Genomic DNA, 24,128 nt, shown 5'->3' with positions numbered 1-24,128 from the left:
TTTCAGGCTAATAGAATAATTTCAGATGGAAATAGAATATAAATCATTTGATCTTGAACTGAAAAACACCTTCACCATAAGTCATGGTTCGCGTGATTTTCAGCCTACGCTTATTGTTAAGATATCAGATTCCGGTTACACTGGATATGGAGAAGCTGCGGCTACGGTCTACTATGGCGTAACTGTCGAGAAAATGATTGCTTCTATAAGATCTGTTGAGCCGATCCTTAAAGAAAATATTCATCATTCTCCCGAGGAGATCTGGGAGCTTACATTTCCGCATTTAAATGGTAATCCTTTTGCGCAATGCGCTTTGGATATGGCAATCCATGATCTTCATGGAAAACGCAATGAAAAGCCCCTTTATGAATTATGGGGCCTAAACCAGAACAATATTCCGCTTACTAATTATACCATTGGTATAGATTCCGTGGAAAATATGGTTCGCAAAATGCAGGAATTTCCCTGGCCGTTATATAAGATCAAACTGGGAACTAATGAAGATGTAAAGATCATTAAAGAACTTCGGAAACATAGCGATGCGGTTTTCAGGGTTGACGCCAATGCCGGATGGGATGTGGATCAGGCTTTAGAAAACATAAATGCTTTTAAGGATCTAAATGTTGAATTTATTGAGCAGCCACTGCATCCTGAAGATCTTTCGGGAATGGAAGTACTTTATAAAAAATCCCGGTTACCTCTAATTGCAGATGAAAGTTGTATTATTGAAAGCGATGTGGAAAAATGTAAGCCTTATTTCCATGGGGTAAACATCAAACTCACTAAATGTGCAGGTATTACTCCCGGAAAGAGGATGATCTATAAAGCAAGAGAACTTGGCATGAAGGTGATGGTTGGTTGTATGACCGAGTCTACTATCGGAATTTCTGCGATCGCCCAGCTTGCTCCACTTTTAGATTATGTGGATATGGACGGACCTATGTTGCTGAAAAATGATATCGCAGACGGAGTAAAGATCTACGATGAAAAGGTGCATTTTCCAGATCGGAATGGTACCGGAGCTCAATTATTGAACTAGTTATGACAAATATGAATATAGAAATGAAATTGAAAGCATTTTTAGCAATCACGGTTTTTGCGCTGGTAAGCTGTAATGATAAACCAGATGAAAAGGAAGAGATCAATGAATCTGAAATGATCATAGCTGAGGTTCGTGAGGAATATGCTCCAGATAAGCGTGTCGCTCTTTTTGATGTTGAAGCCATAAAAAAGGATGATTCTTATGTTCTTAGAGGAGAATCAAACCTTCCTGATGCAGTGAATGATCTTAAACAAAAGTTGAAAGCTGAGAATCTCGAATTTACAGATAGTATCAGGATGTTGCCAGATAACGAAGGATTGGAAGGTAAGACTATGGGAGTGGTTAAGATATCGGTGGCAAATTTGAGGGATGAACCTAAACACTCCGCACAGTTGGTCACTCAGGCTACTTTAGGAATGCCTTTAAAAGTTTACAAAAAAGATGGGGGCTGGTTTTATGTACAAACTCCTGATGGTTATCTTGGCTGGGTTGATTACGGTGGACTTTCAAGTAAAACTCCGCAAGAATTTTCTCAATGGAAGTCGGCTGAAAAACTTATTTACCTCGAACCTTTCGGTAATTCTTATGAAAATGCAGATAGCGATGCTCAGAGTGTATCAGATCTCGTAGCAGGCGACATTTTAGAGCTTTTAAGCGAAGAAAATGGATTTTATAAGGTCAAGTATCCCGATGGGAGAGAAGCTTTTATAGAGAAGTCTGAAGCAAGGCCCTATTTGGATTGGCTTTCTTCTCTTGATATGGAAAAGGAAGACCTGGTAGAAACTTCTAAGAGATTAATGGGACTGCCATATTTATGGGGAGGAACTTCTCCAAAAGGAGTAGATTGCAGCGGATTCACCAAAACGGTATTTTTCCTTAACGGAATGGTGATCCCTCGTGATGCTTCCCAGCAGGTGCACACTGGTATACAGGTAGACAGCACCAGGAATTTTGAAAATTTGATACCGGGAGATCTTTTGTTCTTTGGAAGACCGGCGACAGATTCTACTTCAGAACGAGTGATCCACGTAGGAATGTGGATAGGGGATAATAAGTTCATTCATTCTATGGGCGATGTTCACATTAGCAACATGGATACTGAGGCTGAAGATTTCGATGAATACAATTACAACCGCTATTTGAGGACAAAACGAGTGTTGAACCAGGAGGATAATGGCCTTATCTATTTAAAAGAGAAGGATATTTTTATCGATGAGGATGCTTCTGAGGAATTAAAAGGCTGATAGTTTCTAAGCTATAAATTTATTCCGCGTCATCCTGAGATCAATTAAGGATCTCAAAAAAAAGATGAGGTTAAAAAATACCTATTTAATTGCTTAAAGGTATTTCTGATACAAATTATAAAGCACTTTCAGTTGATATTCATCAAGAATAGGATCTTCATAATCTTCCTGTATAAAATGCAGTTTAAAAGCTTTTACAGCAGAGGCCAGATCTGAAACATCATAACCTATAACTTTCAAAGCCATGGCATGATCAAATCCTGCGGGTACTACCTGCGGGAAAATGTATTTATCAAGGAATGGCAATGTGTTATGATTTGGTTCCATCTCAAATCCTTCAGGAAATTCTTGAAAAAATTCACTTGCCAGCTTTAAGCTGTCCACAGCTTCTTCGTCATACCATAAGCCGTATCCTTCTTCAGCCAGCCTTTTCCAGGGGAAGTTCTTATTAGGATCTACTTTTCTGCTGGGAGCGATATCTGAATGGCCTATAAAGTTCTTCGCAGGAATATTATATTTTTTCTTCAGCTCTTCTAATACGTCTAAAAGACTTTGAATTTGTGGCTCGGTAAAAGTATCTGCTCCGTTATTGTCCAGTTCAATACCAATCGAGCTTGAATTAAGGTCGGTATTACTACCCCACATTCCAACTCCTCCATGCCAGGCGCGATAGTAGTCATTCAGCATATGGTAAATTTCACCATCTTTCGAAATAACATAGTGTGAACTTACCTGAGCCCTGGGAATAGTAAAAGTATTTAAGGTTTGCCTTACCGAGTCCTGAGCGGTATGGTGAATAACCACGTAATTAGGTTTTCTCAGGTTGAAATTAGTGGTTCCTACGGCATATTCCCCGTAATTCAAGGTATCTGTTGCCTTATCTTTTTCAGGAGTAAATTCTTTAAGTTGTTTGGAGTATTCCTTCGCCTGTTTTTTATAGACCTTATTTGTTTTCTTATATGGGTTGGAACTACAGGAAATAAGAATCCCGGCGGTAATTATAAAAATACCTCGCTTTAATTCATTCATCATTTTCAGGTTACATTTATTAAAACTTCCAGCGCACAAAAGCTTCCATAGCTTCGTAATTGGCAAGACCCAATTGATGGTAATTTACAGCTGTTTCACGATTTCGTTCTTCAGCTCTTACCCAGAATTCTCTCTCGTCATCACCAGGGAAAACGGGGCGGTCTTTTTGGGATTGATGCTGAAAAATAGCATGTCTTTTACGCTGAACTTCTTGTGGAGACAAAGGAACCGCCATTTCGATCTCGTGTACCTGGAATTCCTCCCAGGCACCGCGATACAGCCATAGCCAACAGTCCTTAACCCAATCTTCGGTTTTCTTTAAACGCTGTAAGGCTTCAAGTATTATTCTGAAGCACACAATATGAGTTCCATGTGGATCTGCAAAATCTCCGGCGGCAAATACCTGATGAGGCTGGATCTTCTGAAGCAATTCCATGGTAAGTTTTACATCATTCTCGGTTACCGGGTTTTTAACTTTTTTCCCGGTTTCATAAAATGGCAGCGCCATAAAGTGTACCTGGTCATCATTTAATCCTGCATATCTTGCACCAGCGATGGCTTCGGTCTTTCTGATAAAACCTTTCACTTCCTGGATTTCATGCAGATCGATATCGTTGGGCTGCTTCGTTTTTAGGAACTCCCGCATTTTTTCGTAGATATTCTTGAGCTTTTCTGTGTCTTCCCCAATACTTTCGTTAAAGTCAATGGCGAATTCTACATATCTAAGGACATCAGTATCCCAAACCGCCGTATTCCCTGAAGTTTGATAGGCAACATGCACCTCATGACCCTGGTCTACCAGCCTGATAAAAGTTCCTCCCATGGAAATCACATCATCATCTGGATGCGGACTAAATATAAGAGATCGTTTATGAGAAGGCTCTTTACGCTCTGGTCGCTGAGAGTCATCGGCATTCGGTTTTCCACCGGGCCAACCGGTTATACTATGCTGTAATTGGTTGAATACGTCTATATTGATATCATAAGCCGGCCCCTGTTCGGTAGCAAGCTGGGCCATGCCGTTCGAATTATAATCTTCTTCGGTTAATTTCAGGATAGGTTTATTGACCGTTCTGGATAACCAGATAACCGCCTTTTTAATTAGCTGAGGTGTCCAGTTACAATCCTTAACCAGCCAAGGTGTATCAAACCTGGTTAATTCAGACGCGGCATCTTCATCCAGGATAAATTCTACATTATCTGATAATTGTAAGAAAGTCGCCGGAACATTGGAAGAGATCTCACCTTCCACCGCTTTTCTGATTATTGGAGCTTTCTTCTTGCTCCAGGCCATCAGGATGATCTCTTTAGCCTTGAAAATAGTGCCAATTCCCATGGTGATGGCTTTGGTAGGCACATTTTCCTTTCCTCCAAAATCTCGCGAAGCATCACGGCGTGTAAGATCATCTAGCGTTACCAGCCTGGTACCTGAATTTGGGGCTGATCCCGGTTCGTTAAAACCTATGTGACCGGTCCTACCAATACCAAGTATTTGCAGATCTAATCCGCCTACTTCGGTGATCTTCTTTTCATATTCGAGGCAATAATTGGCAATATCTTCTTTTTTAAGTGTTCCATCCGGGATATGAATGTTTTCCCGCGGAATATCGATGTGATCAAAAAGCTGCTCGTCCATGAATCGAACATAACTTTGTTTAGCCATGGGATTCATAGGGTAATATTCGTCAAGGTTAAAGGTGATCACATTTTTAAAACTTAGACCTTCTTCCTTATGCAATCTGGCAAGTTCACCATAAACCTCAACCGGAGTAGCTCCGGTAGCTAATCCCAGAACCGCATTTTCTCCTTTTTTCTGCTTGGAGAGAATGATGTCTGCAATCCTTCGAGCAACCTTCTTAGATGCAATATGCTCATCCTGAAAAACGCTAACCGCTAATTTTTCAAATCTGGTTTCTTCCAATAGGTTTAATCTTGCCATAATTATATGCTGTTTTTTATTTTTTCATTCTAATTAAGATCTGATTTTAGCATGGCAACCTGGTTTTTAAATATTTCATCCATCACAGCGATGGTCCCTCCAAACAAACAGGAATTAGGACCAAGGTTAGACAATTCTATGCGTGTCTTCTCCTTTAGTTGCATCATGCAATAGGTATTCGTGGATTGCTGGATCGGGGTAGTAATGAATTGTTTGGCTTTGGCAATTTCGCTTTCGAGAATGATAAGTTCCGGATTAAAGATCTGTATAAGGACGGCAATACCTTTCCCTAGACTGATCCCTATTTCGGAAAGCAGATTAATTGCAAACTGGTCTCCTTTATTAGCAGCCTGAATGATCACACTAGGGTCCATTTTCTCAAAATCTTCACCTTTCAACTGATTTAAGACTGAAGTTTGTCCCAGTTTTAATCCTTCTTTAGCTTTTCTCACCAATGCCAGACCAGAAGCTTCTGTTTCCAGGCAACCCCTTTTTCCGCAGTGGCATAATAAGCCATCTTCAACCATGGGAATATGGCCAAATTCACCTGCAAATCCGGAATGTCCCGTATGCATTTTACCGCCCATGATGATTCCCAGTCCAATACCCCAGTCCATAGAAATAACGAGGACATTTTCCTTATTCTTACCAATACCAAATCTGTATTCGGCCAGGCATGCACTTTTAGTGTCATTCAATATAACTACCGGTTTATTGAACTTCTTCTCAAATTTATCCCGAAGTGATTCCGGTTCCTGCTCGGTGAGGTAATAGGTGAAGTTCTTACCTTCTGTAGTTGAAACCAGGCCGGGCATACTAATAGCTACACCCAGTAGTTTTTCTGTATCAATACCTGCGCTTTTAATCACTTCTTGTGATTTCTCGTGCAGCAGTTCCACAATGTTCGAATTAGGAGAGATCTCGGTTGTGATCTCATCTTCGAATATAATGGAGTGATTGTTATCTGTGATGGCGATCTTTATCTTAAATCGCTTAATATGTATGGTCAGCACAAAAAAGGAATGTTCTTTTAGACCATATAGATCTGGCTTTCTGCCGCCTTCAGATTTTCCCTGTCCAGATTTTACTACGATACCACTTTCCATTAACTGGTTTATAAGGGCCATGGAAGTAGGGAGGCTTATGTCAAATTTTGAGCAAATTTCAGCATTAGAAGTGCTACCATTCAAAAAGAGATATTTGATGATCTTGATCTTCTGGAGAAACTTTTTTCTTTCGATATTACTAATGTCGGTCAAAGCCTCTTTAGTGATAAGGAAATCCTGTAAATTTTTAGTCATATATTGAATTGAAAATTTTAAAAACAGCTCAAAATAAGCTAATTATTTAAGTTTCCTAAAGCTGAAATTAAAATTATAAAAAAAATCCCTGTTTGAAAACAATTAAATAAAAATTTTAATTAAGATTTATTAATTAATAAAAATTTATACTTTTATATCTAATACTTTAGGATTTATAAGGGAAGTGAGGCACTAAAAGGACAATTACACTGAAGAATGAAAGAATCTACGCACAAAGCAACATCAGTTCATAAGCAACGATATTTTGCGTTGGATGTGCTTAGAGGGTTAACCATCGCCCTAATGATATTGGTAAATACTCCCGGTAGCTGGTCTACTATTTATGGGCCATTCAAACATGCAGCCTGGCACGGCTTTACAATTACAGATCTTGTTTTTCCCACTTTCCTGTTCGTGATTGGAAATGCTGCAAGTTTTAGCCTCAGAAAATATGAAAAACAATCTGAACAGGTTTTTCTAAAAAAAGTTTTTAAAAGGAGTCTCCTTATTTTTATAATTGGTTTGCTGCTAAATGCTTTCCCATTCGTATTAAGGGAAGGGGATGAGTTCTTTATAAAGGATTTTACTGAAATAAGGATCATGGGGGTTTTGCAACGAATCGCTTTATGCTATTTATTTGGTTCACTCATACTTCATTATCTCAAATTAAAGCAGGTCCTTGTATTCAGCTCAATCCTCTTATTATCCTATTGGTTCATCATGTGGTATTTTGGAACACACCCAGAGCCTTATAGCCTGGACCATAATGCCGCCTTAAAATTTGATCTCCTTATTTTTTCTCCGGAAAATCTTTATAGCGGATTCGGGATAGCATTTGATCCTGAAGGCTTGCTAAGTACCATTCCTGCTATCGTGAACGTTCTCGCGGGATATGTAGCCGGTAAATTTATTCAGAAGCACGGGAATAATGGTTCTACCGTTTTAAAATTAGCAATCGCCGGACTGGTAATTCTAGGCATCGCTTTATTCTGGGCACAATATTTTCCTATTAATAAAGCTATCTGGACCAGCACTTTTGTACTTTACAGTACCGGATGGGACCTGGTTATTTTAGGTGTGCTTATCCTGATCATTGAGGTGTTTGGATTTAAGAAATGGACCTACTTTTTTGAAGCATTCGGTAAAAATCCCTTGTTTGTTTTTATAATGTCTGGGGTCGTGATAAAACTGATGGCCTTGATTTTTATTGAAGGTCAACCAATGAAACCCTGGATCTACAATAATTTTTACCTAAGCTGGTTAAGTGATTACAATGCTTCTCTGGTTTTTGCGATTACTTATATGCTGCTTATGTGGTTAATAGGATATATACTGGATAGAAAAAATATTTATATAAAAGTTTAAAGAGTAAAATAGAAATGCGATCACATAAAACCTTATTGTTATTAGCCGTCATATTGATTTTCAGTATTCCCCTGAAGGCCCAGGAATCTGAATCTGAAAGCCCTGAGTTTCTTAAATACGAGAATAGTAAATGGGTTGATTCCATAATGGCAGAATTATCACCTGATGAAAGGATCGCGCAATTGTTCATGATCCCGGCTTTTTCTAATAAGGGACCAGACCATAAAAAAGAGGTTTTAAAGCATATTAAAGAGTTTAAGATTGGCGGACTCATATTTATGCAGGGTGATCCTAAGACTCAACTGGAACTAATGAATGACTATCAACAGGCAGCTGAAGTTCCGCTAATTGGAGCTATAGATGCTGAATGGGGGCTTGGAATGAGACTTGAAAATACGATCAGTTTTCCATATCAGATGGCTTTAGGAGCGATCCAGGGCGAAGAGCTTATTTATGAAATGGGAGTGGAGATAGCGAGACAGTTAAAACGAACCGGCCTACATATCAATTTTGGGCCGGTGGTAGATGTTAATAATAATCCTTTGAACCCGGTCATTAATTATCGGTCATTTGGGGAAGACAAACAAAATGTCACCAAAAAGGGTATTGCCTATATGAAGGGAATGCAAAGCCAGAACCTGTTAGCAACCGCAAAGCATTTTCCCGGTCATGGTGATACAGATACCGATTCCCATTATGCTTTACCGCAGATAAACCATCCTTTCGAAAGACTTGATGATCTTGAAATGTACCCGTTCAAAGAATTGATCAATGCAGGAATTGGGGGTGTTATGGTCGCACACCTGGATATCCCTGCACTGGATTCTACCGGGGCTCCTTCCACACTTTCTAAACCTATAATTTCGGGTATTCTCAAAGAACGACTCGGCTTCAAAGGTCTTATCGTAACCGATGCGATGAACATGAAAGGGGTGGCAGAAGGCAACGAACCTGGTGAAGTTGATATGAAAGCTATTCTCGCCGGGAATGATCTTCTGGAGTTTTCAGAAGATGTTCCAAAAGCGATCGCTGAGGTGAGAAATGCTATAAACGAAGGTTTGATAACTCAAGCCGAGATCGATGATCGCTGCCGGAAGATCCTGGCGGTAAAACAATGGGTTGGGCTGGATAATTATGAGCCAATACCGGTTAAGGATGTGGTGAAGGATGTAAATAGTCCCGATGCGATCTGGCTAAACCGAAAGCTAGCCGAAGCCTCTCTTACCCTTTTAAATAATGATAATTCCCTACTACCATTACAAAAACTGGATACCTTGAGAATAGCTTCGGTTTCCATAGGTGCATCAAAATCAACAAAATTTCAGAAGTCACTCAAACTTTATGCTGACGTAGAGAATTTTCAGTTGGAACGTGAAGCTAAAGCTTCAGATCTCGTGGATCTAAAAAGAAAATTAAAGGACTATAATCTGGTGATCATCGGTTTGCATGATTTCAGCATTAGACCAAGGAATGAGATCAAACTTTCACAGGAGGTTGAAGATTTCATTTCTGAATATTCTCAGATGAATAATACGATAATCAGCCTGTTCAAGAATCCTTATGTAATAAATAAGCTTGAAAATATAGAGAAATCAGATGCTCTTATTGTAGCGTATCAGGATTCGGAAATTACCCAGGAAGTAACTGCCCAGTTAATATTTGGCGGAATTGGAGCTTCCGGAAAGTTACCCGTAACTGTGGGCGATAAATTCAAAGCTGGCGATGGGTTAGACCTGAAAACCAATCTTAGATTTAAATATACGGTGCCGGAAGATGCGGGGATGAATTCGAAGAAACTGGGCACCGCGATAGATTCGCTTATGCATCAGGCGATAGAAGCTAAAGCGACTCCCGGCGGTGTTGTGCTGGTAGCCAAAGATCAAAAGGTGGTCTTTCATAAAGCTTACGGACTTCATAAATACAGTGATACCATCATAGTTGAAAAGACAGATCTTTACGACCTGGCTTCAGTAAGCAAGATCACCACCGCTTTACCAGCTTTAATGAAATTATACGATGAGGGTAAATTCGATCTTGAAGCAGGGATAGAGGATTACCTTCCATATTTCAGGAATTCGAATAAATTAGATATTCCCTTCAGGCAGATCCTGGCTCACCAGGCCCGGTTCAAACCCTGGATCCCTTATTGGAAAACCACTCTTAGAGATAATGGAAGTTTTAAGTGGAGAACTTTCAAAAAGGACTCATCTGCCAGGTTTCCAGTGAAGGTTAGCGACGAATTATGGCTGCATAGAAAATATAAGCAAAAGATCTATAAAGCCATCAAAAAGTCGCCACTGGAAGAGGAGGCGAAGTACAAGTATTCCGGCTTACTGTTCTATTTGTTACCCGAAATTGTAGAGCGTATTACCGGTGAGGATTTTGTAGAGTATATCAATGAGAACTTTTATGATAAGCTTGGAGCAACCACGGTTACTTATAATCCCTCTGAAAAATTCGAATTAGACAGGATCGTACCAACCGAAAGCGATTTTAATTTCAGAAATGAAGAGATTCATGGGAATGTTCATGATGAAGGAGCGATCATGATGGGAGGCGTTTCCGCCAATGCCGGCTTATTTGCCAACGCTAACGATTTGGCTAAATTGATGCAGATGTATCTTAATATGGGCGAATATGGCGGAGTCCGCTATATAGATGAGTCGACTTTAAAGGAATTCACTAAAACACAATTTCCTGAAAATGATAATCACCGTGGGCTGGCTTTCGATAAGCCTTACCTCGAATACAAAGGAGAGGACAGTAATACCGCAAAGGATGCCAGTGCAGATAGTTTCGGGCATACCGGTTTTACCGGTACGATGGTATGGATGGATCCCCAGGAAGACCTTCTATATATTTTTCTATCCAACAGGGTACAGCCCACACGAGAAAATACACGACTTTATAAATTAAATACCAGGACCCAGATTCAGCAGGCGCTGTATGATGCCATTCAATAGTTGGTGCTATTTTCTTTCATTAATATTTAAAACGCATGATGAATTGATGAGAGAATTATTAAAAAGCTGCTTAAGTATTCAATAAATTTTATATTTGTCCATATTTTATTGAATATTACGCTAACCTACTTTATGCTGAAAAATAAGTTCACCCCCCTGATCTTGCTGATATTTTCATGTTCGGTCTATTCTCAAAGCGACCTGAAAGGGAAAATCCAGACTCAAGATAACGGTCCCGTTGCATTTGCCAATGTGATCCTACTGAACGCATCAGACTCCACCAGCGTCTACAAAGGAACTATTTCTGAAGATGATGGAACATTTTTGATCGAAAATGTCAAAGACAGTTCTTATTTGTTAAAAGTTTCTTTCGTAGGTTACGTAGAGTCACTTCAGAAAGTAAAGGTAAAAGGGAACACCAGGGTGGATGCAATCACCTTGAAAGAAGCATCAGATGCTTTGGATGAGGTAGTTGTAAATGCCAGGAAGCCGAAAATTAGCCGGCAGGTAGACCGCCTCGTCTTTGAAGTGGAGAATACTACCTTATCTACAGGAAATTCTTACGAGATCTTAAAAAGGACCCCGGGAGTTATCGTAAGTCAGGGTCAGTTACTGGTTAAGAACAGGCCTGCAACGGTCTATATCAATGACCGGAAGGTTTACCTAAACTCAAGGGAATTACAGCAATTACTGGAAGGTTTTTCCGCAGAGAATATTAAATCTGTAGAGGTGATCACGAATCCACCAGCGAGGTATGATGCTGAAGGTGGTGCAATTCTGAATATCAAGACTTCTAAGAATATATCTATAGGTTATAAGGGAAGTTTGAACGCGTCTAATACTATTGCCATAGAGCCAAAATATAATATAGGGACCAGCCATTATTATAAGACAGACTGGCTGAATTTATATGTCAACTATAATTATAGCGATCGAGACCTTGTAAAAACCGACGAAGGTTTTATAGAATATTACAGCCCTAACGGTGATGTTGATTCCAGGTGGTTAACAGATTTTGAAAGGAATACTCTGGTGAATACTCACTCCCTGAATACGATCCTCGATTTTACACTTAGTGAAGCAAGCACTCTTAGTCTTAGTGCCAACGTACAGATCACCCCAGATTCTGACAGTCATATTAATGGCCTTACCAATATCTATGACAGTTCGAATTCCCTGGATTCATTATTTACTACAGATAGTCAACTGCACAGCACCACAGATAATATTCTTTTAGCTGCTACTTACAATACCAGTCTTGGAGAAAGTGGAACATTATCTGCCGTAGCTAATTATATCGATTATGATAATAGCCAGTTTCAGCACATCCTGACGAATTATTACGAAGAGGACGATACTTTTATCAGAAATAATTCTTTTACTACCGAAGCTAAACAAAAAAGTGAGATCTATACCGGGCAGGTGGATATTGCCACTCCGCTGGGTTCTACAAGCTTTGAAACCGGTTTAAAATATTCAGGATTAAAAACTGAAAGTGGTCAGGATTATTATGATACTAATACAGGAACCAGGCAGTTTTCAGCAGAATTATCTGATAATCTTGATTATGAGGAGGATATTTATGCTGCTTATGCCAGTATGTCTAAAGACTGGGAAAAATGGTCCATGAAATTAGGACTTCGTGGAGAGTATACAGATGTACAGGGAATTTCTGAAAGCCAGGGATTGGTTAATTCACAGGATTATTTTGAATTGTTCCCTACTTTCTACCTGAATTATAATGCCTCAGAGAATCATTCATTTGGCGTGGAATATAGCCGAAGAATTACCAGGCCACGATTCGAGAATTTAAATACCTACAGGTATTTCCTGAACGAAAATAATTTTCAGGACGGGAATCCAGATCTTATGCCTGCAATCTCAAATATGATCAAATTCAGCTATAGCTATAAGAACAAGTTATTTTTCGACCTGTACTGGGATAAAGCCAATAATGCAATTGCCACGATGCCTTTTCAGGATAATGTGAACAGGAACCTTCGTTCTTCCAGTTTGAATATGGATTTCTCTCAGCAATATAGTTTTGATATTGGTTATTACGACTACCTGAACGACTGGTGGTCTATTAATGTCTATACTTCTTTCTTCTATATGCAGAATGATTTCCCAGCCCTGGAAAGCGGAGGACAAATAGTTACAAACGATACGTTTGGAGCCTACATTTATGCCGGTAATTTCTTTACCCTATCTAAAGACGGAACCTTTTCCGGTGAAGTTACTACCACCTACATTCCAGATTATATTGTAGGATCTTATGAATTTGAAAAGCCTCAGTATGGTTTGAACTTTGGTCTTAGAAAAACTTTCTTCGATTCCAGATTGGTAACTACGGTGAATGTTGATGATATCTTTAATACCATGAACATGCCAATGAAATCGCAATATTTAAACCAGAATAATTCCTTTTTCGCCATGCCGGAATCGCGTATGGTAAGGTTTGGAGTAACTTATAAATTTGGGAATTTCAAACTGGGCGATAACAAACGTGCGATCACTGCTGAAGAAAGCGCTCGTTTGGAATCTAAAAACCAATAAAAAAGCAGCCTAATTAACTTATTTTCAGTCAAAGGAATTATTTAGTAATTTTGCGACCTGAAAAAGAGAAGCTTTGGCAAAAATTGGAAATATAGATGTAGGAGACTTCCCGTTGCTTTTAGCACCGATGGAAGATGTGAGTGACCCACCGTTCCGTGCTTTATGCAAGGAACAGGGAGCAGATGTGGTATTTACTGAATTTATCTCTTCTGAAGGGCTTATTCGCGACGCAGCGAAAAGCACCATGAAACTTGATATTTACGAAAAGGAACGCCCGGTTGGTATCCAGATCTTTGGAGCTAACCTGGAATCCATGCTGCAGTCTGTAGAGATCGTAGAGAAATCTGGCCCGGATATTATTGATATCAACTTTGGCTGCCCGGTAAAAAAGGTAGTTTCTAAAGGTGCCGGTGCCGGTATCCTTAAGGATATAGACCTTATGGTTTCTCTTACTGAAGCTATGGTGAAGCATACCAAACTACCTGTCACTGTAAAAACAAGGTTAGGCTGGGACCACGATTCTATCAAGATCGTTGAGGTTGCCGAAAGATTACAGGATGTGGGTTGCCAGGCTATTTCCATACATGGTCGTACCCGTGCGCAAATGTATAAAGGTGAAGCAGACTGGGAGCCAATAGCCCAGGTGAAAAATAATCCAAGGATGCATATTCCTGTTTTCGGGAATGGTGATGTGGATTCGCCTGAAAAAGCCGTTAAAATGCGCGATGAGTTTGGTCTTGATGGAGCGATGATTGGGCGAGCCAGTATTGGTTATCCATGGTTCTTCAGGGAAGTGAAGCACTTTTTTGAAACCGGCGAGCATATGGCACCTCCAACATTAGAAGAACGTGTAGATGCGGCCAGAAGGCACTTGCAAATGGCGATCGACTGGAAAGGTGAGAAATTAGGAGTTTTTGAAACCCGCCGTCATTATACCAATTACTTTAAGGGAATTCCACACTTCAAGGAATACCGCATGAAAATGGTAACCAGTGATGATTCTGTAGATGTATTCAAGGCTTTTGATGAGGTAGAGAAAGAGTTCGCAGGTTACGAATTTGCCTGAGAAAGCGCTTTTTTACTTCTTCCTGCCGCAATATAAGAAGCTATAAGTCCCAGGGTAAATATCGTGATGAGCACGATCAAAATGTTCTGCACTTTCATCTGCACGGGATAAGGCAAATTAGGAGTGATCATTACCAGGTCATAATTCATTTGAAGTATAATCAGAACTATTGCTACCAGCAAACCTATAATTCCACCTAAACCGGTCATAAGCATTCCTTGTAAAAAGAAAATATTCTTGATCTGGTTTGGAGTTGCTCCAAGATTGTAAAGCGTTTTGATGTTCTCCCTTTTATCCAGGATCATAACAATGATAGATCCTACTACGTTGAATAATGCTATTGTAAGCACTAGGGTGAAAATAAGGTAAACGAACAGGTTCTCTGAATTCAGCATTTTATTGAGCGCGTCATTCAGTTCTGCCCGGGTTTTAACGATCGCTTTTCCGGCAAAGATCTTATTTATCTTTTCGGTCACATCTTCAACGGAAGCTTCCGGATCTATCTTGAATTCCACCGCCGAATATTCGTTTTCTCCCATGTTCAGAAGTTCTTTCGCGAAATTGATGTGCGTGAACACATATTTATCGTCCAGTTCTTCATTTACACTGTAAATTCCGCTAACGATAGATTGTTTGGAGCTGAACGCATCCTGTAGGTTGGTCATGGTGATCGCGCCTTTTCCAGGCTTGGGAACCATGATCTTCAGAAGATTCTGGTAATTGAAAGTCCCTATATCCAGTAGTCTCGAGAGTCCGTTACCAATAACTACTTGCGGTTCACTTTCGGTAAGCCAGGTACCAAAAACCACGGCGCTGTCTATCTGGTTGACTCTTCGGTAATTTTCATCTACACCTTTGATAAAGGCGGGATTGGTCTTGGATTTATAACTAAGGATGACCCTTTCTTCAATGATCTTACTGAATTCAGTGATCTCTGGAATCTGCTGAAGTTTTTCCAATTGCTCTTCAGAGATGTTTAAAACCTTTCCCTGTTCAGGAACGGCTTTAAGATCGGGGTCAAATTCATTCGAAAAAGAGAGGCTGAAATCCCTGAGACCGGAGAATCCGCTAAGAACTATAAATAGCGAAAAAGCTCCGGCAAATACTCCAATCGCGGCAATGATCGTAATGATATTAATCGCATTACTCTTGCTTTTGGTAAATAAATACCTCTTGGCGATGTAGAGCGGGAACTTCAAATTAAGATTTTTTCCTCTTGTCTAAAAGATCTGGGTTAGCCACAGGGTCTTCCTTGCCTTTAATAGATTTTTCGATGCCATCTATATATTCAAGAGAGTCATCAATGAAAAAGCTCAGGTCGGGCATTTTTCTAAGCTGATGCCTGGTTCTCTGTGCGATCTCATGTTTGATCTGCGATTTATTCTCGTTGATCTCTTTGATAACCTCTTCCTGGTGTTTAGAAGGGAATATACTTACGTAAGCCTTCGCTATAGAAAGGTCTGTAGTTACTCTTACTTTAGAAACAGAAACAAGAATTCCTGTCCTGTCGCTGTCTCTTAATGAATTCTGTAAGACATCAGCCAGATCCTTCTGCAATAATCCACCTATCTTTTTTTGTCTGTTTGTTTCTTCCATGCTACAAAAGTAAAATTTTTAACTGTGATTTATCTTCATATAAATGAATTTGAATGATATAACATTATTTAATGATATTTGTTTTACTAAATTGAAGATACATGAGGAGAATAGAACATATAGGAATTGCGGTAAAAGACCTGGAAGCAGCCAACAAAACATATAAAGCTGTGCTGGGGGCTGAGAATTATAAAACCGAAGAGGTAGAAAGCGAAGGAGTGGCTACTTCTTTCTTTAAAGTTGGAGAAAGCAAGATAGAATTGCTCGCGGCAACGAATCCGGATAGCCCCATTTCAAAATTTATTGAAAAAAGAGGCGAAGGTATTCATCATATGGCCTTTTATGTAGATGATATCAAAGCCGAAATAGAAAGACTTAAAGGAGAGGGATTTAGATTGCTTAATGAACAACCAAAACCCGGTGCAGACAACAAGATCGTGGCTTTTATGCATCCCAAAGATGCCAATGGCGTACTGGTGGAGCTGTGTCAGGAAAAATAGAAATATTTTTGTTTGGTGTATAAGCTGCAATTATCTAAATTTGCGCTCGCGATACAAATACGTATCAGGTCCCATAGCTCAGTTGGTTAGAGCACCTGACTCATAATCAGGTGGTCCTTGGTTCGAGCCCAAGTGGGACCACTTTTACAACTTAAGATACCCTATAGACACTACCGTTTATAGGGTTTTTTTATTTCAGGGGACGAATGAGGGGACGAATAATTATTACTTGAAAAGAGTTCAAAGACTATATCCTTTTTAAAATGTATATGTGAACCTCTTTATGTATTATATTTTTAGGTTTTAATTTTCATAGGAGATGGATGATGGGGCGAATTGTTTAAAATTAAAAATATAATTTACATTTGATTAGTAAAATGATACTATGAAGCTCAAAAAAATTGAAGACCTAAAAAAAGAACTTGATTCACTTCGTCCGATCAGTAAGGAAGATGAGTTGAGAATAATGCAAAAGTTTCGTCTAGACTGGAACTTCCATTCTAATAATTTAGAAGGAAATAGTTTGACATACGGTGAAACAAAAGCTTTAATTATGTTCGGGGTGACTGCTCAAGGGAAACCTCTAAAGGATCATTTTGAAGTTAGAGGTCATAATGAGGCTATCAAATGGGTTGAAGAAATAGTTAAGCAGGACAGACCAATTACGGAAAATTTTATTAGAGAGCTCCATGAATTGCTATTAAAAGAATCTTATGAGGTAGATGCAATTACTCCAGAGGGGCAACCCACCAAGAAAAGGATTGCGGTTGGTTCTTATAAAACTACTCCTAATCATGTAAAAACAAAAACAGGTGAAATTTTTCGTTTTGCATCACCAGAAGAAACGCCTAGTAAAATGCACGATTTAATCGATTGGTATAGGGGTAAAATTGAGGATCAAACCTATAATAAAGTTTTACTAGCTGCTGAGTTTCATTACAAATATATTCGTATTCATCCTTTTGATGATGGTAATGGTAGAACAGCTAGAATACTAATGAATTTAATCCTAATGCAAGCCGGGTATCCTCCTGTTATTATTAAAACTGATGATAAGCACAATTACTTTGCTGCGTTGAGACAGGCTGATGCAGGAATGCTTAAGCCATTCATAGATTATATTAGTGAGAATTTGATTAATTCTTTGAATATAATGATTGCAGGAGCGAAAGGTCAAAGTATTGAAGATGAAGATGACTTAGATAAGGAGATTCAATTATTATATAGTGAGTTTGAATCACTAGGAAAGGATATTAAGATTCAAAAAAGTAGGGAGGCTTTAGTGGATCTTTTTAATAGATCTATTGCTCCATTGGCAGAGAAGTTTTATGAAAAAGGTGACTTATTTAAAAGTTTTTATATATCAAATCAAGTTTATTTTTGGATTAATGGTGGATCTAGTCAGGTTTCTAGAGAGAAATTAATACCCAATCAACAGGATAAAATAAATGAAAAGACTAATGAAATTAAATTAGAATATCAGTACAGGACTTTAAATCAAATAGGCTCCGAGCATGTAAATTTTAGTTCAAGAATACATATAGTTTTTGAATTTACTGGATATAAAGTTAGAAACTCTAAAGTTCAATTGTTTCATAAAACGTATGGCGAATATTTGAATGAGGATGAGATAAATGAAATTATAAAATCAGAATTTGCTTTTCATAAGCAACACATTCGGAAATTTATTAGCCAACAAAAAAAGGAAAAATGATGTTACTTAAGTAAGGTTTTTATTTTTTTCATCTAATCTTTTGTAAAGTGGTAATGTTTGTCTTTTTAGATCAATCATTTTAATATTCAGAAAAGGTCTTTCAATATGATCTTTAACCTCAAATTCTTTCATTACTGCATTTAATCGATTAAAGTTATTTACGATTTAGTTGTAGTATAAAAGTCCGTGTATTGCTCTGAAATTCGTTTTGAGCAATTCCAAACCTGACATTTTACTTTGCGTTATTCAAAGTATCATATTTCCTTTCATCCAGGCTTGACTCCCTTTTGTGATCTGGCCACTACAGGTAGTATAGAAATGAACTAATAATTTGTTCCAATCATAAATTGAAATTATTAATTTAGAGAAGCGATCCCTGGTCGCTTCCTATACATTCATAAGAAGTAAATATTAGCGTGCGCGAACTATCCCTTATTAAAATTGGAGGAATCATGTTGTGCTTCTCGATCCTTTGTGCCTTTAATTCAAAACTGCCAGGGAGTCCTGATCCAACAAGAAAGATTTCTTTTAACGAAGACTGGCAATTCTTTTTAGGAGATTCAGTAACGGCTGATAAGACAGGGAGTTGGCGAACCTTAAATATTCCTCACGACTGGAGTATAGAGGGTGAATTCAAAAAAGACAATCCAGCCGGTTTGAGTGGAGGTTATTTACCCGGAGGGACAGGATGGTACAAGAAGAAATTTAAGGTTGAAGATTCTACCAAACTTACCTCTATAAAGTTTGATGGAGTCTATATGGACAGTGAGGTCTGGATTAACGGTCATTATCTCGGGAAAAGACCAAATGGATATATCTCTTTTGAATATGACCTGACTCCTTATCTAAATTACAATGACACCGAAAATGAGATTTTAGTTAAGGTCGATAATTCTAAACAGCCGAATTCAAGGTGGTATTCCGGGTCGGGAATTTACAGGCATGTCTGGTTGAATATTACAGATAAGCTACATGTTTCTAATTGGGGAACCTTTGTGACCACCCCGGTTGTAAATAAGGATAGTGCGAAAGTTCATTTAGAAATAGAACTGGAAAATAAGTATACTAGTGCTAAGGATGCAACCGTAAAAACAACTATCCTCAAAGATGAAAATAGTATTATTTCAGAAATATCAGATTTATTGATTAATCCTTCTGGAAATAGAACTATTTCCCAGAGCCTGTGGATCCAAAGTCCCGAATTGTGGTCTGCTCAGAAACCTGAAATGTATATCGCCCAAACTGATATTCTTATTAATGATGAGGTAGTGGATTCTTATAGAACTCCTTTTGGTATAAGAACTTTCGAATTTGATCTTGATCAAGGTTTTCTATTGAATGGAGAACAGGTGAAGATAAAAGGAGTTTGCCTGCACCATGATCTGGGGCCGTTAGGAGCAGCGGTTAATACCAGGGCCATAGAACGGCAATTGGAGATTTTGAAAGAAATGGGCGTTAATGGTATCAGGACCGCTCATAATCCGCCCACTCCTGAACTTCTGGATCTCTGTGATCAAATGGGTTTCATCGTAATGGATGAATCTTATGATATGTGGAACCACACCAAGACTGACTATGATTATGCAAATTCATGGGATGAATGGCATAAAAAGGACCTGGAAGATTTCATTATAAGAGACCGGAATCATCCAAGTATTTTTATCTGGAGTATTGGGAATGAAATTCAGGAACAATGGAATGAACAGGGGGTTAAAACCACGAAAGAATTAAAGGCGATAGTCAGGAAGCTGGATACTACAAGGCCTATAACCGTAGCTATGAATCCGCCTGTAAATATGCCTGATGCCGATGTTACTACGCAATTCGATGCTTCACAGGTAAGTAAAAATCCTATTGCGGCATCTGGTGAGTTAGATTTGATCGGGTACAATTATGCCCATCAAACCTATGAATACCATCAAAAGAATTTTCCAGAAACCCCATTTATAGCTACCGAAACCACCTCTGGTTTGCAAACAAGGGGCTTTTATGAATTTCCTTCAGATACCTTGAAGATCTGGCCTGTGAGATGGGACATCCCATTTGATGGGGGCAATCCAGATCATGGCATTTCCGCATTCGACCAGGTAAGGGTGCCCTGGGGATCTCTACATGAAACTACCTGGAAGATCATTAAAAAACACGATTTCCTGTCTGGAATGTTCATCTGGACGGGTTTTGATTATATAGGGGAACCAACTCCATACAGCTGGCCTTCCAGGAGTTCCTATTTCGGAGTTGTAGATTTGGCTGGTTTTCCTAAGGATGTCTATTATATGTACCAAAGCGAATGGACAAATAAGGATGTGTTACATTTATTACCACACTGGAACTGGAAAGAAGGACAAATGGTAGATGTCTGGGCCTATTACAACAATGCAGATGAGGTTGAATTGTTTGTAAATGGCGAATCACAAGGTGTAAGAACAAAGCAAGGTGACGACCTGCATGTAATGTGGAGAATCCCATTTAGTGCCGGTACCCTTAGTGCGGTATCTAGAAAAGATGGGGCGCAGGTACTTGAAAAAGAAATCAAAACCGCTGGAAAACCATTTACTTTAAAATTAACTGCAGACAGGGAAAACATTCAGGCTGATGGTAAGGATCTTTCCTTTATCTCGGTGGAGGTGATAGATGAAAACGGCAATTTGGTTCCCAACGCAAATATCCAGTTGAACTTTTCAGTAAAAGGGCAGGGGAAAATAGTAGGGGTCGCTAGTGGAGATCCAACAAACCATGAATCATTCAAAGGCTCATCACATAAAACCTTGAATGGGAAAGCTCTTGCGATCATTCAATCTAATAATGAACCAGGAACTGTTGAATTAATAGTTTCAGGTGAAGGATTAAAAAGTAAGAAAATCAATATAAATACTGAATAGAAGCTGGTATTACAGGTGATGGAGATATAGTCACATAAGCCGAATAATTAGGTTTTAAATTATCTCTTGTAATTCCAGGTTTTGATAAATAAACCTCGATAAAATGAAAATGAAAAAGGAAATATCTTACCTGATCATGCTAATGGTTGGTTTAGGAAGTGTGTTTACAACTTTTGCCCAACTTCAGAACACGAATGTTCTAAATGAACCACCAGATATTAGTAAGGATTTTACAGATTATCGTAATACCTATTATCTGGCAGATGAGCTGGTTAGCTTTGACCCCAAAACAGGAAAGGGAACCGTAAAGTATATCAGGCATAACTTTTCAACCAGCCAGGCCTTCAATAATATGCTAAGTAGGCTGAATTCTGTGGGAGCAAATGAATTTCCCTCAACCGAGTATGCTGCCCAACCTGAATTACCGTTTTCTCTTCAGTTTGTGTCAGATAGAACCATCAGGCTTCAAATGACTTCAGGACCACAGTTCAGGAAAGAGGAAAATTCACTTATGCTGGTGGAAGGGCAGGCACCGGTAGATCGATCTTCATGGACATATAGTAAAATTGATGGAGGTCATAAGTATGCTAATTCTAACGGCGCGGTAACCATTCAGGAAAAACCATGGAAAATCTCATTTTTTGATGCTGAAGGAAAATTGCTCACAAATACCATGCACATGAGTGATTTTTCAAATACATATACCCCGGTTACACCATTCTCATTTGTGCGAAGGGCCGATGATTATTCCAGAAGCATGGACGCGGTATTTGCTTTATCTCCAGATGAAAAGATATTCGGTTTGGGAGAGTCGTTTACTCAGTTCAATAAGCGCGGTCAAAAGGTGGTGTTATGGGTAGATGATGCCAACGGAGTTCAGAACGAGACCATGTATAAACCTATTCCATTTTATATGAGTAGTAGAGGTTATGGTGTGTTCATGCATACGTCTTCACCTATTTCTGTAGATTTCGGTAAATATTTTAACGCGGCCAACTCGATGTATATAGGAGATGATGAGGCCGATCTTTTTATTTTCCTGGGAGAGCCCAAAGACATCCTGGATGAATATACCGATCTAACGGGGAAGGCCGAAATGCCACCACTTTGGTCCTTTGGTTTCTGGATGAGTAGGATCACCTATTTTTCTGAAGAAGAAGGACGCGAAATAGCCAGAAATTTAAGAAAATATGAAATTCCAAGTGATGTCATTCATTTTGATACCGGCTGGTTCGATGTTGATTGGCGGAATAATTATGAGTTTGCGCCAGACAGGTTCAACGATCCTGTAGATATGATGGCCGATCTTAAGAAAGACGGTTTCCATGTTTCACTTTGGCAATTACCTTATTTCACTCCGAAGAATACATTATTTGATGAAATTGTAGAGAACGATTACGCGGTAAAGGATAAAAAAGGAAATATCCCTTACGAAGATGCCATTTTAGATTTCTCAAATCCCGAAACCGTTCAGTGGTATCAATCAAAACTTAAAAAGTTATTCGATCAGGGAGTAAGTGTCTTCAAGGTAGATTTTGGAGAAGCGGCGCCAGCTTCCGGAATTTACCATTCGGGCAGAACAGGCTTCTATGAGCATAATCTCTATCCTTTAAGATATAATAAGGCAGTTGCTGAAATAACTAAACAGGTTAAAGGTTACAGTCTTATCTGGGCCAGGAGTACCTGGGCCGGTAGCCAGCGGTATCCCTTGCATTGGGGTGGAGATGCCGCCACCACGAATACAGCGATGTCTGCAACTTTGCGTGGCGGACTTTCTTTAGGGCTTAGTGGATTTAGCTTCTGGAGTCACGATGTTGGAGGATTTGTCACAAAATCTCCGGAAGATTTGTATAGAAGGTGGACACCATTTGGAATGCTGACCTCTCATGTTCGCAGCCACGGAGAACCACCTACAGAGCCCTGGGAATACAGCGAGGAGTTTCTGAAAGATTTCCGTAAGGCAGATAATATGCGGTACAAATTGATGCCTTACATCTATGCACAGGCCAAATTGTCTTCTGAAAAAGGCTTACCCATGTTACGGGCCATGTTCGTAGAATATCCAGATGATCCGGGGTCCTGGCTGATTGATGATCAATACCTCTTTGGGTCAGATATGTTGGTAGCTCCTTTATTTGAAGAAGTAACCGGGCGTAATGTGTATTTACCACCAGGTTCTTGGATAGACTATCAAACCAATAAAGTATACGACGGTGGATGGCATAAGATAGAGGCAGGAGAGATACCAATTGTGGTTTTGGTAAAGGATGGTTCGGTTATCCCTCATATAGAATTAGCACAGTCTACTAAAGATATGGACTGGAGCAACCTGGATCTGGTAGTATTTGCTTCAGAAGATACAAATTCAGTAAAGGGAGACATTTTCCTGCCTGAAGCAAATTCAGTACAGGAAGTAAACCTAACCAGAAAAGAGGGTGATTTTCAGCTTAAGCAGAATCCTTTTGGCTCAAACGTCAATTTTAATATTCAAAATAATTAAGAAGCTTAGTGGAAACAGGTTTGTGAAGAAAAGTAAACCATCAGGAATCATTATCATGGATAGTCCAGGTACGAAGTTAAATTCTAATGCTTTTGTTTCTACGTTTTGCTTTTTCCCGAAAATCACCACAAAAAAGGCCCCGCATTTCTGCAGGGCCTGGTTAATTTATTTAGTGATACCATCGCTATGGACAGCGAGGTGTTTTAATTCTTCAGTATATTATTGTAGGTACATTACGAAATACACAAAAACCAATATCGCCAGAACACTAAGGCCTATGGAAAGAACTAATAATCTCTTTTCGCTTTTATTCTTAATCATTCCGGTTATTTTTGGTAAAATTATCGTCTCTTGAGAGATATGGTTAACGGTATAAGTAATTGTTTTAACGATTTATGTGATATAATGAAAGCTTTTTACTGAAATTCAGT

Annotated in this window: 16 protein-coding genes and 1 tRNA gene; 11 read left to right on the top strand and 6 right to left on the bottom strand. The window is 39.1% G+C overall.

Features of this window, described 5'->3' with window-relative positions; all coding sequences use genetic code 11:
• Positions 1 to 25 precede the first annotated feature (25 nt).
• On the top strand, positions 26 to 1,039 hold the full coding sequence (locus G3I01_RS04780) for a dipeptide epimerase (protein WP_219551574.1): 1,014 nt from the start codon (positions 26 to 28) through the stop codon (positions 1,037 to 1,039).
• Positions 1,040 to 1,062: 23 nt separating this feature from the next.
• A complete protein-coding gene (locus G3I01_RS04775) occupies positions 1,063 to 2,286 on the top strand; it encodes an SH3 domain-containing protein (protein WP_219551572.1) in 1,224 nt (407 codons plus the stop codon).
• 93 nt (positions 2,287 to 2,379) lie between these two features.
• On the opposite strand, the gene G3I01_RS04770 is transcribed toward G3I01_RS04775, so the two are convergent.
• From G3I01_RS04770 to G3I01_RS04760, 3 genes are read right to left on the bottom strand one after another with little or no spacing between them, the layout of a single operon-like run.
• Positions 2,380 to 3,318: an N-acetylmuramoyl-L-alanine amidase gene (locus G3I01_RS04770; RefSeq protein WP_257710765.1), complete on the bottom strand. Its 939-nt coding sequence runs from the start codon at positions 3,316 to 3,318 to the stop codon at positions 2,380 to 2,382.
• 16 nt (positions 3,319 to 3,334) lie between these two features.
• Entirely contained in the window at positions 3,335 to 5,257 is a 1,923-nt protein-coding gene (gene nagB, locus G3I01_RS04765) for a glucosamine-6-phosphate deaminase (protein ID WP_347709009.1), read from the bottom strand.
• A gap of 26 nt (positions 5,258 to 5,283) precedes the next feature.
• Positions 5,284 to 6,555: an ROK family transcriptional regulator gene (locus G3I01_RS04760; protein ID WP_219551568.1), complete on the bottom strand. Its 1,272-nt coding sequence runs from the start codon at positions 6,553 to 6,555 to the stop codon at positions 5,284 to 5,286.
• A gap of 216 nt (positions 6,556 to 6,771) precedes the next feature.
• On the opposite strand from G3I01_RS04760, the gene G3I01_RS04755 reads away from it, so the two are divergent.
• From G3I01_RS04755 to dusB, 4 genes are all read left to right on the top strand, one after another.
• A complete protein-coding gene (locus tag G3I01_RS04755) occupies positions 6,772 to 7,920 on the top strand; it encodes a DUF5009 domain-containing protein (RefSeq protein WP_219551567.1) in 1,149 nt (382 codons plus the stop codon).
• A 14-nt stretch (positions 7,921 to 7,934) separates the two neighbouring features.
• Entirely contained in the window at positions 7,935 to 10,883 is a 2,949-nt protein-coding gene (locus G3I01_RS04750) for a glycoside hydrolase family 3 N-terminal domain-containing protein (RefSeq protein ID WP_219551565.1), read from the top strand.
• Between the two features lie 132 nt (positions 10,884 to 11,015).
• Positions 11,016 to 13,439: an outer membrane beta-barrel family protein gene (locus tag G3I01_RS04745; RefSeq protein WP_219551563.1), complete on the top strand. Its 2,424-nt coding sequence runs from the start codon at positions 11,016 to 11,018 to the stop codon at positions 13,437 to 13,439.
• A 73-nt stretch (positions 13,440 to 13,512) separates the two neighbouring features.
• Positions 13,513 to 14,505 carry a tRNA dihydrouridine synthase DusB gene (dusB, locus tag G3I01_RS04740; protein ID WP_219551561.1) on the top strand — a complete coding sequence of 331 codons (993 nt, stop codon included), beginning with the start codon at positions 13,513 to 13,515 and terminating at the stop codon, positions 14,503 to 14,505.
• Here the strand turns inward: dusB and G3I01_RS04735 are convergent.
• Both G3I01_RS04735 and rbfA read right to left on the bottom strand, forming a co-directional pair.
• Positions 14,490 to 15,704, bottom strand: a complete 1,215-nt coding sequence (locus G3I01_RS04735; protein WP_219551559.1) for an FtsX-like permease family protein — start codon at positions 15,702 to 15,704, stop codon at positions 14,490 to 14,492. The two genes, dusB and G3I01_RS04735, sit on opposite strands and share 16 nt — an antisense overlap.
• A gap of 1 nt (position 15,705) precedes the next feature.
• Positions 15,706 to 16,101 (bottom strand): 30S ribosome-binding factor RbfA, encoded by a 396-nt coding sequence (gene rbfA, locus G3I01_RS04730; RefSeq protein ID WP_219551557.1) that lies wholly within the window; start codon positions 16,099 to 16,101, stop codon positions 15,706 to 15,708.
• Between the two features lie 101 nt (positions 16,102 to 16,202).
• On the opposite strand from rbfA, the gene mce reads away from it, so the two are divergent.
• The 3 genes from mce (at position 16,203) to G3I01_RS04715 (ending at position 18,315) form a co-directional block, all read left to right on the top strand.
• Positions 16,203 to 16,601: a methylmalonyl-CoA epimerase gene (gene mce / locus G3I01_RS04725; RefSeq protein WP_219551555.1), complete on the top strand. Its 399-nt coding sequence runs from the start codon at positions 16,203 to 16,205 to the stop codon at positions 16,599 to 16,601.
• A gap of 67 nt (positions 16,602 to 16,668) precedes the next feature.
• Positions 16,669 to 16,742: transfer RNA gene (locus G3I01_RS04720), tRNA-Ile, on the top strand.
• A gap of 244 nt (positions 16,743 to 16,986) precedes the next feature.
• On the top strand, positions 16,987 to 18,315 hold the full coding sequence (locus G3I01_RS04715; RefSeq protein ID WP_219551553.1) for a Fic family protein: 1,329 nt from the start codon (positions 16,987 to 16,989) through the stop codon (positions 18,313 to 18,315).
• A gap of 6 nt (positions 18,316 to 18,321) precedes the next feature.
• Here the strand turns inward: G3I01_RS04715 and G3I01_RS17100 are convergent, their stop codons facing one another.
• On the bottom strand, positions 18,322 to 18,447 hold the full coding sequence (locus tag G3I01_RS17100; RefSeq protein WP_257710763.1) for a hypothetical protein: 126 nt from the start codon (positions 18,445 to 18,447) through the stop codon (positions 18,322 to 18,324).
• Positions 18,448 to 18,767: 320 nt separating this feature from the next.
• Between G3I01_RS17100 and G3I01_RS04710 the strand changes: the two genes are divergently transcribed.
• Positions 18,768 to 21,197 (top strand): glycoside hydrolase family 2 TIM barrel-domain containing protein, encoded by a 2,430-nt coding sequence (locus G3I01_RS04710; protein WP_219552770.1) that lies wholly within the window; start codon positions 18,768 to 18,770, stop codon positions 21,195 to 21,197.
• Positions 21,198 to 21,333: 136 nt separating this feature from the next.
• Positions 21,334 to 23,697 (top strand): alpha-xylosidase, encoded by a 2,364-nt coding sequence (locus G3I01_RS04705; protein ID WP_257710851.1) that lies wholly within the window; start codon positions 21,334 to 21,336, stop codon positions 23,695 to 23,697.
• Positions 23,698 to 24,128 lie beyond the last annotated feature (431 nt).

It is taken from the genome of Gramella sp. MT6, from assembly GCF_019357415.1.
Lineage (GTDB): Bacteria > Bacteroidota > Bacteroidia > Flavobacteriales > Flavobacteriaceae > Christiangramia.
The sequence above is the reverse complement of the archived record's forward strand: the minus strand, read 5'-3'. Positions and strand labels throughout refer to the sequence as shown.